Consider the following 15,753-nt stretch of genomic DNA (forward strand, 5'->3'; position numbering starts at 1 on the left):
AGAGGGCTGGGGTGAGGGCGACAATCACACAGTAGACAACAATCTCGCAGCCTTACGCTTCAAAACCCCAAGATCCATCACCGGCACCGCGCGCTCCTTGGCCAACTCATCCCACTGCCGCATCCGCAGGCTGACCGCACACAACGGATCCCGCTCAAACACATCCGCCTCCACCTCGGTCATCACCCCACCCTGATACGCCAGCGTTCGCCGGCTCGCCTCACTCAGCCGATCAAAATACCCCGGCTCACGCAACGTCAGATACCGCTTGGCCTGCACGTGATATTCCACCAGCCGTGCCAAGCGCTCGCTGAAACCGGCCTCACGCAAATAATCCGCACCCAACCGTTCATGACTGACCACGCCAAAGCCGTCCATGTTCTCCGCGCCCTCGGCACACAGGTGGCCGATGTCATGAAAGAACGCTGCCAACACCACTTCGTCATCAAAGCCCTCGGCCATCGCCAGTTCGGCCGCCTGAGACATATGCTCGATCTGCGACACCGGTTCGCCGATGTAATCGCGGGTGCCGAAGCGTTCGTACAGTCCGAATACCCGCGCGACGACTTGCTCGTGACCTGTCATCAATCTTCCTCCAGCAACTGTGCAACGTTGCGCTCGGCCAGCGCCGGGCCGACGCTCATGCCGACACCGGTGTGCATCAGCGCCACACTCAACCCCGCTGCCGGGCGCAGCAACGAAAACGGCCCCGGCCCCCGAGAACCATAGACGCCCTGCCAGCGCTCGACCACTTGCACCTTGCAGCCCAGCGTCTGCTCGGCCAGTTCAAGCATCCAGTTATCCACTTGCTCGGCGTTGAACGGTGAAGGGTCGCTGCCGTAATGGTGCGAGTCGCCGATGATCAGTTCGCCGTACGGCGTCGGGCTGATCAGCAGGTGGATGCCGTTGTCGTGCAGGTGCGGTTGCTCACGGATGATTTGCGCCTGCACCGCCGCCGCTTCTGGCAGATCGGCGAAGGCGCCGTAGTGCACGCAGCTCAGACCGGTGAGCAAGGCGTGTTGCAGATTCAGCTCGGTCGCAGGTTTGGCGCGGAGCATTTGCAGACGGCAGATTTGCGGATCGAGGGCGGCGATCGGCTCGGCGAGCAAGGTCTGATAATCGTGGCCGGAGCAGACGATGATCTGCTTGGCGGTAAAACTGCCGGCGGTGCTGTGCAGGTGCCCCGGCTCGACGTCGCGTACGAGCGTGGAGAAGTGGAACTCGACGCCGAGGTCGCGGCGCAGGTAATCGATCAGCGCCGGGATTGCTTCGCGAGAGTACAGCTGTTGATCGTCGATGCCGTGCAACGCGGCGCGGTGGTGGCTGAACTGGCCGTGATACAGATCGCGCAAGGCCGCGCCGCGCAGCAACTGGATGTTGTAACCGTGCTCCACGGCGCGACCGTTGCAGAAGGCTTCGAGCAGATGTTCTTCGGCTTCAGTACGGGCGAACAGGTAGGAACCGTTGCGCTTGATTTGCAGACCGGCGAGTTGCGCCCAGTCGCCCCAGATCTCGCGGCTGGCCTTGGCTAGCTCGAGCATTTGGCCAGGTGGTTGGCCAGTGACCAGCGCCTGGCCGAAGTTGCGCACCGAGGCGCCGAGAGGGGTGGCGGTGCGTTCGAAAACGGCGACCTTGAGACCGCGTTTGGCGGCGGCGTAGGCGTGGGACAGGCCGAGGATGCCGGCGCCTACGATGAGCAGGTCTTGGTGTTGTGTCATGAGGCTACCTCAATGATCGTTCCCACGCTCCGCGTGGGAATGCAGCCAAGGACGCTCTGCGTCGATAGTGACGCGGAGCGTCACGGGATTCGTTCCCACGCGGAGCGTGGGAACGATCGGCAACGGTTACTTGGCGGCGACTTTCTCGGACTTGCCGTCATAACGCTTGCGCCACTCGGTCAGAATCTCGTCGCGATTCTTCGAGGCCCAGGCAAAGTCGTTCTTGATCAGACGCTGCTCATAATCCGCCGGCAACTCGGTTTGCGGCTTGGCGATGCCCGGTTGCGCGAGGACAGCGAAGTTCTCCTTGTACAGATCCATCGCCTCGGCACTCGCCGAGAAGTCAGCCAGTTTCTTCGCGGCCTCTTCATGCGGCGTACCTTTGATCACCGCAGTCGCCTCGATCTCCCAGCCCAGACCTTCCTTCGGCAGGATGATGTCCAGTGGCGCGCCCTGACGCTTCAGCTGTACCGCCGGGTATTCAAAGGAAATCCCGATCGGGAACTCGCCCGCCGCGGCTAACTTGCAAGGCTTGGAACCGGAGTGAACGTACTGGCCGATGTTCTGGTGCAGACCGTCCATGTACGCCCAGCCCTGCTTCTCGCCAAAGGTTTGCAGCCAGGCGCTGACGTCGAGGAAACCGGTGCCGGACGACGCCGGGTTGGGCATGACGATCTTGCCTTTGTACTCAGGCTTGGTCAGATCCTGCCAGCTCACGGGTTTGGTCAGGCCCTGCTTCTCAGCCTCAACGGTGTTGAAGCAAATCGTCGCGGCCCAGACGTCCATGCCAACCCACGCTGGCGGGTTCGCGGCGTCGCGGTAGTTCGCGCCGATCTTGCCGAGATCCTTCGGCGCATAGCTTTGCAGCATGCCTTGCTGGTCGAGAATCGCCAGGCTCGAAGCCGCCAGGCCCCACACCGCGTCAGCCTGCGGACGGGCCTTTTCGGCGAGCAGTTTGGCGGTAATGATCCCGGTGGAATCGCGCACCCACTTGATCTCGACGTCCGGGTTGGCCTTCTCGAACGCTTCTTTATAGGACTTCAGTTGCTCGGCTTCGAGGGCGGTGTACACCGTCAACTCGGTTTTTGCCGCGAAGGCATTCAGGCTGAAAGTAGCGAGCACAGCAGCGGCCAGGGCCATAGGCTTGAACATGATCGTTTTCCTGTAAGTGAGTTGAATCAGTGACCGGGCGCGGTTTGCCGCCAGGCTTGAGAACGGCGCAGCAAGCCGCGCGAAGCCCACGCCAGCAGCAAGGACACGCCCGCCGAGGTGAACAGAATCAGGGTCGACATCGCCGCCGCGCCGCCGACGTTGCCGGCGTCATCCATGTTCAGCACCGCCACCGCCGCGAGGATGGTGTCGGGGCTGTAGAGGAAGATCGCCGCCGACACCGTGGTCATCGCCGAGACGAACAGGTAGCGCACGATATCGAGCAGCGCCGGCAGGCAGATCGGCACGGTGACGCGCAGGTAGTGGCGGTACAGCGGCGCTTTGAGCGACAGCGCGGCGGCTTCGAACTCGGCGTCGAGTTGGCGCAATGCGGTGGTCGCGGTCATTTGTGCGGTGGTCAGGTAGTGCGCGATGGTGCAGACGATCAGCAGCGTCATCGTCCCGTAGAGCACATGCAGCGGGTTACCCGTGAGGTTGAAGAAGAAAACATAACCGAGACCAAGCACCAGTCCTGGCACCGCCATCGGCACGAAACTGAGCATGCGCAACGCGAGGTTGAGGCCGCGCTGAGTGCGGGTTTTCTCCATCAGATAAGCGCCGGTGAAGATCAACACACTGCCGATCAACGCCGTGCCCAAGGCCATTTTCAAACTGTTGCTGTAAGCCAGCCAGCCACCGCCAGCGGTTTCGTTGAACTGATAGTGGTTGAGCGACAGCGACAGGTTGTACGGCCAGAACTTCACCAGCGACGAGAACACCGCCATGCCGAACACCAGAATCAACGCGGCGCTGATCAGCAAGACAATCGTCAGGTAACAGCCGTCGCGCAGTTTCGACGGCGCCGGTTTGAACACCTGCGCACGCCCGCTCATGGAGTCGCCGTGACGCCGACGCAGCCAGGCATCAACGCCGAAGCTGAACAGCGCCGGCAGCAACAGCACCATGCCGATCAATGCGCCGCGACCGAATTGTTGTTGGCCGACCACGGCTTTGTAGGCCTCCAGCGCCAGCACTTGATAGTCGCCACCGACCACCACCGGCACACCGAAATCGGTGATGGTCAGGGTGAACACCAGACAGAATGCAGCGAATGCGGCCTGCCGAGTCGCCGGCCAGGTGATGCTGCGAAACGCCTTGGCCGGGCTGGCGCCCATACTCGACGCGGCATCGAACAATCGCGCATCGGCCAGCGACAATGCCGAGAGCAAAATCATCAGCGCATGGGGAAAGGTGTAAATCACCTCACCCAGCACAATCCCCCAGAACCCATAAATGTTGTCCGAGAGCAGCCCGCGCAACATGCCCTGGTTGCCGAACAGATAGACCAGCGCAATCCCCGGCAACATCGACGGTGCCATCAGCGGCAACAACGAAATGCCGCGCCAGATGCCTTTCGCCGGAATCAACGTGCGTTGCAGCGCGTAGGCAAACAGGTAAGCCAGCGGTACGACGATGGCCGCCACGCTGAGGGATACTTTCAGACTGTTGCCAAGCAGCCAGTGGAAATTCTCGCTGCTCACCAGTTCCTTCGCCGCGAGCCAGCCACCGCCCTGCCCGGCTTCACTGCTGAAGCCGCGCCAAAAGATCGCCAGCAACGGCAGCAATACCGCGACGCCGAGTAACAGCAGCAGAAGGACTTTGCCGCCGACGACAAAAATACGGTCGCCGATCTCGGCTTTCGAAGACTGTCGCACCTGCTTGTGCGGTAGCGGCAGCGCGAGGTTGCTGTTCATCAGGCAAACACCTGCAGACTGCGCGGCGGCAAGGCGACCATGATCTGCTGGGCGCCGAGGCGCGGCATGGCTTCCGGGGCGAGTTCGGCGAGCAGTGCGTGGCCCGGCAGTTGATCGAGTTCGAAGCTCATGCGGCAGCGGTTGCCGAGGAAGGTGATCTCGCGCACCTTGGCCGGGAACAGGTTTTCCTCATGCACCAGCGGATTGACGTTGATCGCTTCGGGGCGACAGAACAGCCGACCCGAGGCTCCGCTGACGCTGCCGTCGGCCAGACGCACATTCATTCCGCCAACCCGGGCGTGGCTGTCGCTGCTGCGCTGGAACGGCAACCAGTTGCCCTGGCCGACAAACTCGGCCACGAACGGCGTGGCCGGGCGGTTGTAGATTTCCTGCGGGGTGGCGTACTGCTCGACGCGGCCGTTGTTCATAACGGCGATGCGGTCGGCCATCAGCATGGCTTCGTCCTGATTGTGCGTGACCATCAGGGTGGTGATGCCGAGGTTGCGTTGCAGTTGGCGCAGCTCGGTGCACAGATGCTCGCGGACCCGGGCGTCGAGGGCCGACATCGGTTCATCAAGCAACAACAGCGACGGTGCCGGCGCCAGCGCGCGGGCCAGCGCTACACGTTGCTGTTGGCCGCCGGACAATTGGCCGGGGTACTTTTTCTCGCTGCCGGTGAGGCCGACCAGTTCCAGCATCTGTCCGACGCGCTGGCGCACTTCATCGCGACCGCAGCCAGCAAGGCCGTAGGCAATGTTCGCTTCGACCGTCAGATTGGGGAACAGCGCGTAAGACTGGAACAGAATCCCGTAATCACGGGCTTGCGGGGCGAGGTGCGAGACGTCGCGCTCGCCGAGGTACAGCTCGCCGCTGTCCTGCTTCTCCAGACCGGCGATGCAGCGCAGCAACGTGGTTTTGCCGCAGCCCGACGGGCCAAGCAGGCACACCAGTTCACCGGCGGCGACGTCGAGTGAGACGTTATCCAGCGCGGTGAAAGCGCCGAAGCGTTTCTGCACGCCGCGCACTTTCATGGGTGCGCCGGGGTTGGTCAGGGCAGTTGCGATGGCAGGATTCATGGACAGACCTCATCAAGCAGATGGGGCCAATCCTAGAGTTGTAATGCGTCCGTCATGTGGCAACGAGGCAAAAACGGCCGATAGTGGTATTCGGGGATTTTGGTTCACCAGAGATCGTTCCCACGCTCTGCGTGGGAACGATCATTACGCGGGGGACATTTCCTGGGCCAAACCGAGAAACGCCGCCGGCAACCGCGCGCCCTTGCGCTCTTTCAGGCAATAGAGGTACTCAGGAATCTGCGGCGCATTCTCGATCGTCAGCACGCGCAACTGCGGATCATGCGGCACTTCCTGCCGGGCAATGATGCTGATGCCGATATTGCGCAACACCGCCTCACGAATCGACTCACGGCTGCCAATCTCCAGCAACGGCCCGAAGCTCACCCCGGCACTCGCGAGCAACTCTTCCGTCAGCCGCCGCGTGGTTGAACCGGATTCACGCATCAACAAGGTATGCCCGGCCAGCGCACTCAACGCCACATGCTCCTGCGCCGCCAGCGGATGGTTGCGATGCACCGCCAGCACCAGCGGATCCGTGCCCAACACCCGACGAATCAACCGCGCGTCATCGAGCAATTGCGACGACGCGGCGATGTCCACGCGGTAATCCTCTAGCGCTTCCAGCACTTGCTGCGAGTTGCCGATTTCCACCGACACTTCCACTTGCGGCAGACGCTCGCGAAAGGTCTTCACCAGATCGAGGATGTAATACGGCGCCGTCGCCGCGATGCGCAACGTGCCCTGCACCTGACCGCTGTTGCGCAGGAAAAACTCGATGTCGGCCTCCTGCTGCAGCAGCGTCTTGACCATCGGCAGCAACCGCGCGCCTTCGTCGCTGACGCTCAGACGCCGGCCGCCACGGTAGAACAACTCCACCGAGTACTGACTTTCCAGATTGCGGATCTGCGTGGTCACGGTCGGTTGGCTGAGGCCGAGTTTTTTCGCCGCCAGCGTAATGCTGCCCAGACGGGCGACCATGTAAAACGCTTTCAGCTCGGCACTCAGCACAACCATCCCTCATCGTTTATTTGCGCAGCAGGCGCAAACCGTTGAACACCACCAACAGGCTCACGCCCATGTCAGCGAACACCGCCATCCACATGGTGGCGAGCCCGGCGAAGGTTACCGCAAGAAAGATAGCCTTGATCACCAGCGCCAGGGCGATGTTCTGTTTCAGAATGCTCGCCGTATTGCGCGACAGGCTGATGAACGCCGGGATCTTGCGCAGATCATCGTCCATCAGGGCGACATCGGCGGTTTCGATCGCCGTATCGGTACCGGCAGCGGCCATGGCGAAACCGATCTCGGCGCGGGCCAGTGCTGGCGCGTCGTTGATACCGTCGCCGACCATGCCGACCCGATGACCTTTACCGTAAAGCTCCTCGATGGCTTGCAGTTTGTCGGTCGGCAGCAAGTCGCCACGGGCCTCGTCGATGCCAACCTGCGCGGCAATCGCTTGGGCGGTGTGAACGTTGTCGCCGGTGAGCATCAGGGTTTTCACCCCGAGTTCGTGGAGCTGACGGATTGCTTCGCGACTGGTTTCCTTGACGGTATCCGCCACCGCGAACAGTGCCAGCGGGCCGGAATTGTCGAGCAGCAGCACCACGGATTTGCCCTGTTTCTCCAGCGCGAAGAGTTTCTCTTCCAGTGCCGGCGAGCACAGGCCCAACTCTTCGACCAAGCGATGGTTGCCCAAGTGGTAGGTCTGGCCGTTGATCTCGCCTTTGACGCCACGCCCGCCCAACGCTTCGAAGTTATCCACAATCAGCGCTGCGAAGTTTTTATCCACAGCGGCGTTGGCGATGGCCAGCGACACCGGGTGATCGGAGCGTCCGGCCAACGCAGCAGCGATAGCCGGCGCGGAGGCATCGGCGGTTGGGTCCAGCGACAGGTAATCGGTCTGCACCGGTTTGCCGTGAGTGATCGTGCCGGTTTTATCCAGCGCCAGATAATCGAGCTTGAAACCGCCCTCGAGGTACACGCCGCCCTTGACCAGAATGCCTTTGCGCGCCGCTGCCGCGAGGCCGCTGACGATGGTCACCGGGGTGGAAATCACCAGTGCACATGGGCACGCGACCACCAGCAACACCAGCGCGCGGTAGATCCAGTCGAACCACACGGCGCCCATGAACAGCGGCGGAATGATCGCCACGGCCAAGGCAAAGACGAACACCATGGGCGTGTAGATTTTCGAAAACTGATCGACGAAACGCTGAGTCGGTGCCCGCGCACCTTGGGCCTGTTCGACGGCGTGGATGATGCGCGCCAGAGTCGAATTGTTCGCCGCTGCGGTCACCGTGTATTCCAGCGAACCGGCCTGATTGATGGTGCCAGCAAAGACTTTGTCACCGACGGTTTTCTCTACCGGCAGGCTTTCCCCAGTGATCGGCGCCTGGTCGATGGTCGAACTGCCGCTGACCACTTCGCCGTCCAGCGCAATGCGCTCGCCCGGCTTCACCCGTACGCGGGCGCCGAGTTCGACGCTTTTCACATCCAGCTCAATCCAGCTGCCGTCAGCCTGCAACACCGTGGCTTGCTCCGGCGTCATCTGCATCAAACCGCTGATCGCATTGCGCGCACGGTCCAGCGAGCGCGCTTCGATCAGCTCGGCGACGGTGAACAGGAACATCACCATCGCCGCTTCCGGCCACTGGCCGATGAGGATGGCACCGGTGACGGCGATGCTCATCAGCGCGTTGATGTTGAGGTTGCGGTTCTTCAGGGCGATCCAGCCCTTTTTATAGGTGGTCAGGCCACCGCTGAGGATCGACACCAGCGCGATGATCGCCACCACCCAGGTCGGAGCGGCATTGGTGAAGTGGATGACTTCAGCGGCGAGCGCGCCGACACCGGACAATGCCAGCGGCCACCAGTGTTTTTTCACCGCTGCCGGGGCCGGCGCTTCGACGCCCGCCTCCAGCGGCTCGGCGTGCATGCCGAGGGATTTGATCGCTTCGGTGATCGGCGCAGTGCCCGGCAGATTGTGAGTCACGCCGAGTACGCGGTTGATCAGATTGAATTCGAGCTGCTGCACGCCGGCGAGTTTGCCGAGCTTGTTCTGGATCAGCGTCTGCTCGGTCGGGCAGTCCATCGCTTCGATGCGGAAACTGCTCAGCCGCGCGTCGGCGCTGGTTTTTTCGCTCAATTGCACCAGCGCAGGCGCGGCGGCTTTCGATGAGCAGCAGGAATCTTCGTGCGCATGAACCGGTGCCGGCGCTGCAACTTTCGGTCCGCAGCAAGAGTCGCCGCCGTGGGCATGTTTATGCACAGGCTGCAATTTATGACTGTGATCGTGGCCGTCGCCGGGCTTGTGGGTGTGCTGGGAATCGCTCATTGGTCGCGTCCATGAAGGTGCCTGTTGCCAAGTAAAGACCCTGTAGCCACTATAGGGTCAAGCACCCTTTTGGAGATTGCCGTCATGAAGATCGGAGAACTGGCCAAGTTGACCGACTGCGCCGTGGAAACCATCCGCTACTACGAGCGCGAAAACCTCCTGCCGGAACCGGCCCGCAGCGACGGCAACTACCGCGTCTACACCCAGGCGCACGCCGAACGCCTGACCTTCATCCGCAACTGCCGCACCCTCGACATGACCCTTGAAGAGATTCGCAGCCTGCTGGCCATGCGTGATAGCCCGCAGGATCAGTGTGAAAGCGTGAATACGCTGATCGACGAGCACATCCAGCATGTGAAGGCGCGGATCGATGGGTTGCTGGCGTTGCAGACACAACTGCTCGACCTGCGCCAACGTTGTGGCGAAGGGCCGATGGCCGATCAATGCGGGATTTTGCAGCGGCTGGAGGTGAGTGGCGGGGTTGTCGCGACGGAAGTAGAACACTCCCATGTAGGCCGCAGCCACGGCCATTAAGACTCACGCAAAACCAAATGTGGGAGCGAGCCTGCTCGCGAAAGCGGTGTATCAGTCGACATCTCTATGACTGACACGCCCTCTTCGCGAGCAGGCTCGCTCCCACAGGGGTTTTATGCAACGGCTTAGACCGCCATTGGCGCGGTCATTGGCGCGTGATGCTCATAGCCTTCCAGCGAGAAATCGCTCGGCTCGACCAGTTCCAGCCATTCCGGCTGGTACACGCCAGTCTTGGCAAACTCCGGCACGCGGTCGGAGATTTTGAGTTTCGGCATGGCGAACGGCTCGCGCTTCAGCTGTTCGTTGAGCATGTCCAGATGGTTCTCGTAGACGTGCGCATCACCGATGAAATAGGTGAACCAACGCGGCGTGTAGCCGGTCAGGCGACCGATCAGGCTCAGCAGTGCGGCGCCTTCGGTGAGGTTGAACGGTGTGCCCAGACCCAGATCGTTGGAGCGGATGTAGAGGGTCAGGGAGATTTCCTTGGTCTCGACATTCGGGTGGAACTGGTACAGCAGATGGCATGGCGGCAGGGCCATTTCATCCAGCTGAGCAACGTTCCAGCCGTGGAACAGAATACGGCGGCTACCCGGATCGTTGATGATCGTGTCGACGCACTGGCGCACCTGGTCGATGGCTTTGTACAGCACCACGTAAGCCTGGCCGTCTTCTTCGCCCTGAGCGATCTGCTTGTAGCCGTTGCTCAAGGTTTGTTCGATGGCGGCGGTGTTGCTCAGCGGGATCTGCTTGTACGCCGGCCATTTGCGCCATTGCACGCCGTAGATTTCGCCGAGGTCGTCGTCGGCCTGACGGAACGGGTTGGCCAGCCACTGCGCGTTTTCGTTGGCGTTCTGGTCCCAGACCTTGCAGCCCAGCGCACGGAATTCAGCGGCGTTGTTCACGCCACGGAGAAAACCGCACATCTCGCCGATGGCCGATTTGAAGGCCATTTTGCGCGTGGTGATCGCCGGAAAACCTTCCTGCAGATCGAAACGCAGCATCGCGCCCGGGAAACTGATGGTGTTGATGCCGGTGCGGTTGGCCTGTTTGCTGCCGTTCTGAATGACGTGCGAGACCAGTTCGAGATATTGCTTCATGAGTTACCTGTGTCCTTTGAGCCCCGGCGTCGCGCGCCGGGGTTCGTAGTTTAAGCCGTCGGCGCGAGCGGTGCTGCCGGTGCGCGACGATAGGCCAGCCAGATCAGGAACAGCCCGCCGACGATCATCGGCACGCAGAGTACCTGGCCCATGGTCAGCCAGTTCCAGGCCAGATAGCCCAGCTGCGCATCCGGTACGCGGACGAATTCGACGATGAAACGGAAGATGCCGTAAAACAGCGCGAACATGCCCGATACGGCCATGGTCGGACGCGGTTTGCGCGAGAAAATCCACAGAATCAGGAACAGCGCCACGCCTTCGAGCGCGAACTGATAGAGCTGCGACGGGTGACGCGGCAGTTGCGCCGGATCGCTGAATGGCGGGAAGACCATGGCCCATGGCACGTCGGTGGCTTTGCCCCACAATTCGGCGTTGATGAAGTTACCGATGCGCCCGGCGCCCAGACCGATCGGCACCATTGGTGCGACGAAGTCCATCAACTGGAAGAACGACTTGCCGTTGCGCTTGCCAAACCACAACGCGGCCAGCATTACGCCGATGAAACCGCCGTGGAACGACATGCCGCCCTTCCACACTTCGAAAATCAGCGTCGGGTTGGCCAGGTAAGCGCTCAGATCGTAGAACAGCACATAGCCCAGGCGCCCGCCGACGATCACGCCCATCGACATCCAGAAGACCATGTCGGAGAGTTTCTCCTTGGTCCAGGTCGGGTCGAAACGGTTGAGCCGGCGCGACGCCAGCAGCCACGCACCGCCGATGCCGATCAGGTACATCAGACCGTACCAGTGGATTTTCAGCGGACCGATGGCCAGGGCCACCGGGTCGATCTGCGGGTAAGGCAGCATTGCGACTCCTCGTTAGAGTTGAAACCAAAATTCCCGGGCGACGCTGCCACCTCAGGATTAAGCCAGGATTGCGACGCGGTTAAAGCAAAAAGCTTAACCCGACGCTGAACAGCAAAGCGGCGAATAGCCGTTTCAGCAAGCGCGGCGACAACCGATGCGCCAAACGCGCGCCGATGCGGGCGAAAACCATACTGGTCAGGGCAATGCCCAACAACGCCGGCAAATACACAAAACCGAGACTATGCGGCGGCAACAACGGATCGTGCCAGCCCAGAATCATGAAACTTAATGCACTGACCAAGGCAATCGGCAGACCGCAGGCCGATGACGTTGCCACCGCTTGCTGCATCGGCACGCTGCGCCAGGTCAGGAACGGCACGGTCAACGAGCCGCCACCGACACCAAAAATCGCCGAGGCCCAACCGATGATGCTGCCGGCCACGGTCAGACCGAGTTTACCCGGCACCGTTCGGCTGGCCTTGGGTTTGATGTCCAGCGCCAGTTGCACCGAGATGATCAAGGCAAACACGCCGATGATCTTTTGCAAGTGCGGGCCGGAAATCGCTTCAGCGGTCAGCGCACCGAAACCTGCACCGAGCAGAATGCCGACGGCCATCCACATGAAGATCGGCCAGCGCACCGCGCCTCGTCGATGATGCTCACGCACGGCGTTGACCGAGGTGAAGATGATCGTCGCCAGCGACGTGCCGACCGCCAGATGGGTGAGAATCGACTGATCAAAGCCCTGCAAGGTGAAACTGAACACGAGCACCGGGACGATGATGATCCCGCCGCCGACGCCAAACAGTCCGGCCAGCACGCCCGCACAGGCGCCCAGCGCCAGATAGAGCAGAAATTCCATGACCGTCTCCCCAGACCGCATCCCCAAAACCGGAGCGGCATGGTAACGGATGCACACCCTTTGGCTCCACTGGCGATGGATGCACGGACGCCGGATGCGTACAGTGGACAAAAAACACACAAGGACCACCTTATGTGCCTGATTGTTTTCGCCTGGCGCCCGGGCGATGCCCAGCCGCTGATCGTCGCGGCCAACCGTGACGAGTTCTACGCCCGGCCGAGCCTGCCGCTGGCGCAATGGCCGGAAGCGCCGCACGTACATGCCGGGCGTGATCTTGAGGCCGGCGGCACCTGGCTGGGGATTGGCGCCAACGGCCGCTTTGCTGCGTTGACCAATATTCGCGATCCGCAGCAGGCGCCAGCGCGCAAGTCACGAGGGGAACTGGTGGCGCGGTTTCTGACCGGCGATGCGTCGATTGATGATTATTTGAGCGATGTGGTCGGGCGTTCGGCGGAATATGCCGGGTTTAATCTGTTGCTCGGCAACAGTCATGAGCTTTGGCACTTCAATGCGCGGTTGTCGGAACCGGTGATGCTGGAATCGGGCGTCTATGGGTTATCCAATGCCGGGCTGGATACGCCGTGGCCGAAGTTGCTCAAGGCCAAGGCTGGGTTGAGTGCGGTGCTGGATGATCCGCAACCGCAGCACTTGCTCGATTTGCTAAGCGATGCCCAGACCGCGCCGGAAGCTGAATTGCCGGATACCGGGGTGGGTCTGGCCACTGAAACATTGCTGTCGAGTGTGTTTATTGCCAGTCAGAGTTACGGGACGCGGGCGAGTACGGCGCTGGTGGTGCAGGCGGATGGGTCGCGGCGGATGGTCGAGCGGAGTTTTGGGCCGTATGGCGGGCATTTGGGCGAGGTGGAGATAAAAGCTTAAAAGCCGACCCTCACCCCAGCCCTCTCCCAAAGGGAGAGGGGGCCGACCGAGGTGTCTTGAGCCATACATCGACCTGAAAGACCGAGTCGATTATGGATTCAGCACAGCACTTTCAGGTCGGCGGAGTTTTGCAGCATCCCCCAATCAGTCCCCTCTCCCTTTGGGAGAGGGTTAGGGTGAGGGGCTTTTGATCTTTAGACGGCCTTGATAACCGCCGGCGGATGCATCTTCGACAACCCAAGGTTCTTCAGCGCCAATTGCAGCGAGCTGTGGATCACTTGCGGGTTATCAATGGTCATCAACTCGGCCAACAACTCCTGGGCCTTGCTCAGATTGACCTGACGCAACATCCACTTCACCTTCGGCAAGTTGGTGGCGTTCATCGACAAACTGTCGAAACCCATCGCCATCAACAGCACCGCCGCCGCCGGATCACCGGCCATCTCGCCGCAGATACTTACCGGTTTGCCTTCCGCATGGGCATCGCGCACCACGGTCTGCAGGGCTTGCAGCACCGCTGGATGCAGGTAGTCGTAAAGATCGGCCACACGCGGGTTGTTACGGTCGACCGCCAGCAAATACTGGGTCAGGTCGTTGGAGCCGACGGACAGAAAATCGACCATCCGCGCCAGTTCCTTGGTCTGATAAACCGCCGCCGGAATCTCGATCATCACGCCAATCGGCGGCATCGGCACGTCGGTGCCTTCGTCGCGCACTTCGCCCCAGGCCCGGTGGATCAGGTGCAGAGCTTCTTCGAGTTCGTGGGTGCCGGAGATCATCGGCAGCAGAATCCGCAGGTTGTTCAGGCCTTCGCTGGCCTTGAGCATTGCGCGGGTCTGCACCAGGAAGATTTCCGGGTGATCGAGGGTGACGCGAATGCCGCGCCAGCCGAGGAACGGGTTGTCTTCCTTGATCGGGAAGTACGACAGCGACTTGTCACCGCCGATGTCGAGGCTGCGCATGGTCACCGGTTGCGGGTGGAACGCGGCGAGCTGCTCGCGGTAGATCGCCAGTTGTTCTTTCTCGCTCGGGAAGCGCTGGTTGATCATGAACGGCACTTCGGTGCGGTACAGGCCGACACCTTCGGCGCCACGCTTCTGCGCCCGCGCCACATCGGCGAGCAAACCGGTGTTGACCCACAGCGGCATGCGGTGGCCGTCAAGGGTCACGCATGGCAGGTCGCGCAGGGTGTCGAGGCCCAGCGCCAGTTGTTTCTCTTCTTCGACGACTTCGGCGAACTGCTTGCGCAGCACTTCGCTCGGGTTGGTGTAGACCTCGCCGCGTGTGCCGTCGACGATCATTTCGATGCCGTCGACCTTGGCGTACGGCAGGTCGACCAGACCCATCACCGTCGGAATGCCCATGGCCCGGGCAAGAATCGCGACGTGGGAGTTACCCGAGCCGAGTACCGAAACCAGACCGACCAGCGTGCCTTCCGGCACCTCGCCGAGCATCGCCGGCGTCAGCTCTTCGCTGACCAGAATGGTCTTTTCCGGGTAGACCAGGTTCTGCTGGCGCTCTTCCTGCAAATAGGCGAGCAGGCGGCGACCGAGGTCTTTGACGTCCGAGGCACGCTCACGCAGGTAGGCGTCGTCCATCAGTTCGAAACGGTTGACGTGTTCCGTGACCACCTGACGCAGCGCGCCCTGGGCCCACTGGCCGGTCTTGATCACGGTGGTGATTTCGCTGCCCAGCGAGGCATCGTCGAGCATCATCAGGTAAACGTCGAACAGCGCGCGCTCTTCCGGGCGCAGTTGGGTCGCGAGCTTGGCGGACAGCGCGCGCATGTCGGCGCGCACGCCTTCGATGGCGGTTTTGAACAGTGCCAGCTCGGCGTTGATGTCGGTGATGGTCTTGTCCGGCACCACGTCCAGATCCGCCGGCGGCAGCATGACCACCGCGGTACCGACCGCCGCACCCGGCGAGCCCGGCACGCCGACGAACTTGGCTTCCTGAATGCCTTTGCCCTGACGGCCCAGACCGCGGATGGAACCTGTGGCCTCGGCGTGGGCGATAACGCCGGCAAGCTGCGCGCTCATGGTCACAAGGAAAGCTTCTTCACCTTCGTCGAACTGGCGGCGCTCTTTTTGCTGGATGACCAACACGCCGACGACGCGGCGGTGGTGAATGATCGGTGCGCCGAGGAACGAGGCATAACGCTCTTCACCGGTTTCGGCGAAGTAGCGGTAGCGCGGGTGAACCGAAGCGTTTTCGAGGTTCAGGGGTTCTTCACGCGTGCCGACCAGACCGACCAGACCTTCGTTGGGTGCCATGCTGACCTTGCCGATCGAGCGCTTGTTCAAGCCCTCGGTGGCCATCAGGACGAAGCGGTTGGTCTCGGGATCAAGCAGGTAGACCGAGCAGACCTGGCTGCCCATGGCCTCTTTGACGCGCAACACAATAATCCCCAACGCCGCCTTGAGATCCTTGGCGGAGTTAACTTCCTGGACGATCTTGCGCAGCGTATTGAGCATGGCTCGGGGT

At 61.6% G+C, this 15,753-nt stretch carries 13 protein-coding genes; 2 read left to right on the forward strand and 11 right to left on the reverse strand.

Translation table 11 applies throughout. From position 1 onward, the window contains the following. Positions 1-24: 24 nt before the first annotated feature. The 7 genes from PspS49_RS27960 to PspS49_RS27990 form a co-directional block, all read right to left on the reverse strand. Positions 25-585 carry a phosphonate degradation HD-domain oxygenase gene (locus PspS49_RS27960; protein ID WP_160042233.1) on the reverse strand — a complete coding sequence of 187 codons (561 nt, stop codon included), beginning with the start codon at positions 583-585 and terminating at the stop codon, positions 25-27. Next, a complete protein-coding gene (locus tag PspS49_RS27965) occupies positions 585-1,718 on the reverse strand; it encodes a TIGR03364 family FAD-dependent oxidoreductase (RefSeq protein WP_160042235.1) in 1,134 nt (377 codons plus the stop codon). The genes PspS49_RS27960 and PspS49_RS27965 overlap by 1 nt, the downstream gene beginning before the upstream one ends. 126 nt (positions 1,719-1,844) lie before the next feature. Continuing rightward, positions 1,845-2,870, reverse strand: a complete 1,026-nt coding sequence (locus tag PspS49_RS27970; protein WP_007912988.1) for a putative 2-aminoethylphosphonate ABC transporter substrate-binding protein — start codon at positions 2,868-2,870, stop codon at positions 1,845-1,847. Positions 2,871-2,896: 26 nt separating this feature from the next. Next, complete coding sequence (locus PspS49_RS27975; protein WP_160042237.1) at positions 2,897-4,621, reverse strand: putative 2-aminoethylphosphonate ABC transporter permease subunit; 1,725 nt, start codon at positions 4,619-4,621, stop codon at positions 2,897-2,899. Next, the gene (locus tag PspS49_RS27980; RefSeq protein WP_160042239.1) at positions 4,621-5,697 is read right to left on the reverse strand and encodes a putative 2-aminoethylphosphonate ABC transporter ATP-binding protein; all 1,077 of its coding nucleotides are present in this window, start codon (positions 5,695-5,697) and stop codon (positions 4,621-4,623) included. Before PspS49_RS27980 ends, PspS49_RS27975 begins: the two co-directional genes overlap by 1 nt. A 144-nt stretch (positions 5,698-5,841) precedes the next feature. Continuing rightward, entirely contained in the window at positions 5,842-6,705 is an 864-nt protein-coding gene (locus PspS49_RS27985) for a LysR family transcriptional regulator (RefSeq protein WP_064116303.1), read from the reverse strand. Between the two features lie 16 nt (positions 6,706-6,721). Further along, the gene (locus PspS49_RS27990) at positions 6,722-9,031 is read right to left on the reverse strand and encodes a heavy metal translocating P-type ATPase (RefSeq protein ID WP_160042241.1); all 2,310 of its coding nucleotides are present in this window, start codon (positions 9,029-9,031) and stop codon (positions 6,722-6,724) included. Between the two features lie 84 nt (positions 9,032-9,115). Here PspS49_RS27990 and cadR point away from each other — a divergent pair, with 84 nt between their 5' ends. Continuing rightward, complete coding sequence (gene cadR, locus PspS49_RS27995; protein ID WP_016983204.1) at positions 9,116-9,565, forward strand: Cd(II)/Pb(II)-responsive transcriptional regulator; 450 nt, start codon at positions 9,116-9,118, stop codon at positions 9,563-9,565. Between the two features lie 125 nt (positions 9,566-9,690). Here cadR and PspS49_RS28000 read toward each other — a convergent pair whose 3' ends face one another. The 3 genes from PspS49_RS28000 to PspS49_RS28010 all read right to left on the reverse strand — a co-directional run bounded on the left by PspS49_RS28000 (position 9,691) and on the right by PspS49_RS28010 (position 12,390). Continuing rightward, on the reverse strand, positions 9,691-10,662 hold the full coding sequence (locus PspS49_RS28000; RefSeq protein ID WP_160042243.1) for a thymidylate synthase: 972 nt from the start codon (positions 10,660-10,662) through the stop codon (positions 9,691-9,693). Positions 10,663-10,712: 50 nt separating this feature from the next. Then, the gene (lgt, locus tag PspS49_RS28005) at positions 10,713-11,528 is read right to left on the reverse strand and encodes a prolipoprotein diacylglyceryl transferase (RefSeq protein ID WP_007913003.1); all 816 of its coding nucleotides are present in this window, start codon (positions 11,526-11,528) and stop codon (positions 10,713-10,715) included. Positions 11,529-11,607: 79 nt separating this feature from the next. Further along, entirely contained in the window at positions 11,608-12,390 is a 783-nt protein-coding gene (locus PspS49_RS28010; RefSeq protein WP_160042245.1) for a sulfite exporter TauE/SafE family protein, read from the reverse strand. Positions 12,391-12,522: 132 nt separating this feature from the next. Here PspS49_RS28010 and PspS49_RS28015 point away from each other — a divergent pair, with 132 nt between their 5' ends. Beyond that, entirely contained in the window at positions 12,523-13,269 is a 747-nt protein-coding gene (locus PspS49_RS28015) for an NRDE family protein (protein ID WP_160042247.1), read from the forward strand. Between the two features lie 194 nt (positions 13,270-13,463). Here PspS49_RS28015 and ptsP read toward each other — a convergent pair whose 3' ends face one another. Beyond that, positions 13,464-15,743, reverse strand: a complete 2,280-nt coding sequence (gene ptsP, locus PspS49_RS28020) for a phosphoenolpyruvate--protein phosphotransferase (protein ID WP_150775335.1) — start codon at positions 15,741-15,743, stop codon at positions 13,464-13,466. Between the last annotated feature and the right edge of the window lie 10 nt (positions 15,744-15,753).

It is taken from the genome of Pseudomonas sp. S49 (assembly GCF_009866785.1).
GTDB lineage: Bacteria > Pseudomonadota > Gammaproteobacteria > Pseudomonadales > Pseudomonadaceae > Aquipseudomonas.

Bases quoted from the DNA above. Each gene is read 5' to 3' on its own strand.
- PspS49_RS27990 (WP_160042241.1), bottom strand. From the start codon at position 9,031: ATGAGCGATTCCCAGCACACCCACAAGCCCGGCGACGGCCACGATCAC.
- PspS49_RS27965 (WP_160042235.1), bottom strand. From the start codon at position 1,718: ATGACACAACACCAAGACCTGCTCATCGTAGGCGCCGGCATCCTCGGC.
- PspS49_RS27960 (WP_160042233.1), bottom strand. From the start codon at position 585: ATGACAGGTCACGAGCAAGTCGTCGCGCGGGTATTCGGACTGTACGAA.
- PspS49_RS27980 (WP_160042239.1), bottom strand. From the start codon at position 5,697: ATGAATCCTGCCATCGCAACTGCCCTGACCAACCCCGGCGCACCCATG.
- ptsP (WP_150775335.1), bottom strand. From the start codon at position 15,743: ATGCTCAATACGCTGCGCAAGATCGTCCAGGAAGTTAACTCCGCCAAG.
- lgt (WP_007913003.1), bottom strand. From the start codon at position 11,528: ATGCTGCCTTACCCGCAGATCGACCCGGTGGCCCTGGCCATCGGTCCG.
- PspS49_RS27970 (WP_007912988.1), bottom strand. From the start codon at position 2,870: ATGTTCAAGCCTATGGCCCTGGCCGCTGCTGTGCTCGCTACTTTCAGC.
- PspS49_RS27975 (WP_160042237.1), bottom strand. From the start codon at position 4,621: ATGAACAGCAACCTCGCGCTGCCGCTACCGCACAAGCAGGTGCGACAG.
- cadR (WP_016983204.1), top strand. From the start codon at position 9,116: ATGAAGATCGGAGAACTGGCCAAGTTGACCGACTGCGCCGTGGAAACC.
- PspS49_RS28000 (WP_160042243.1), bottom strand. From the start codon at position 10,662: ATGAAGCAATATCTCGAACTGGTCTCGCACGTCATTCAGAACGGCAGC.
- PspS49_RS28015 (WP_160042247.1), top strand. From the start codon at position 12,523: ATGTGCCTGATTGTTTTCGCCTGGCGCCCGGGCGATGCCCAGCCGCTG.
- PspS49_RS28010 (WP_160042245.1), bottom strand. From the start codon at position 12,390: ATGGAATTTCTGCTCTATCTGGCGCTGGGCGCCTGTGCGGGCGTGCTG.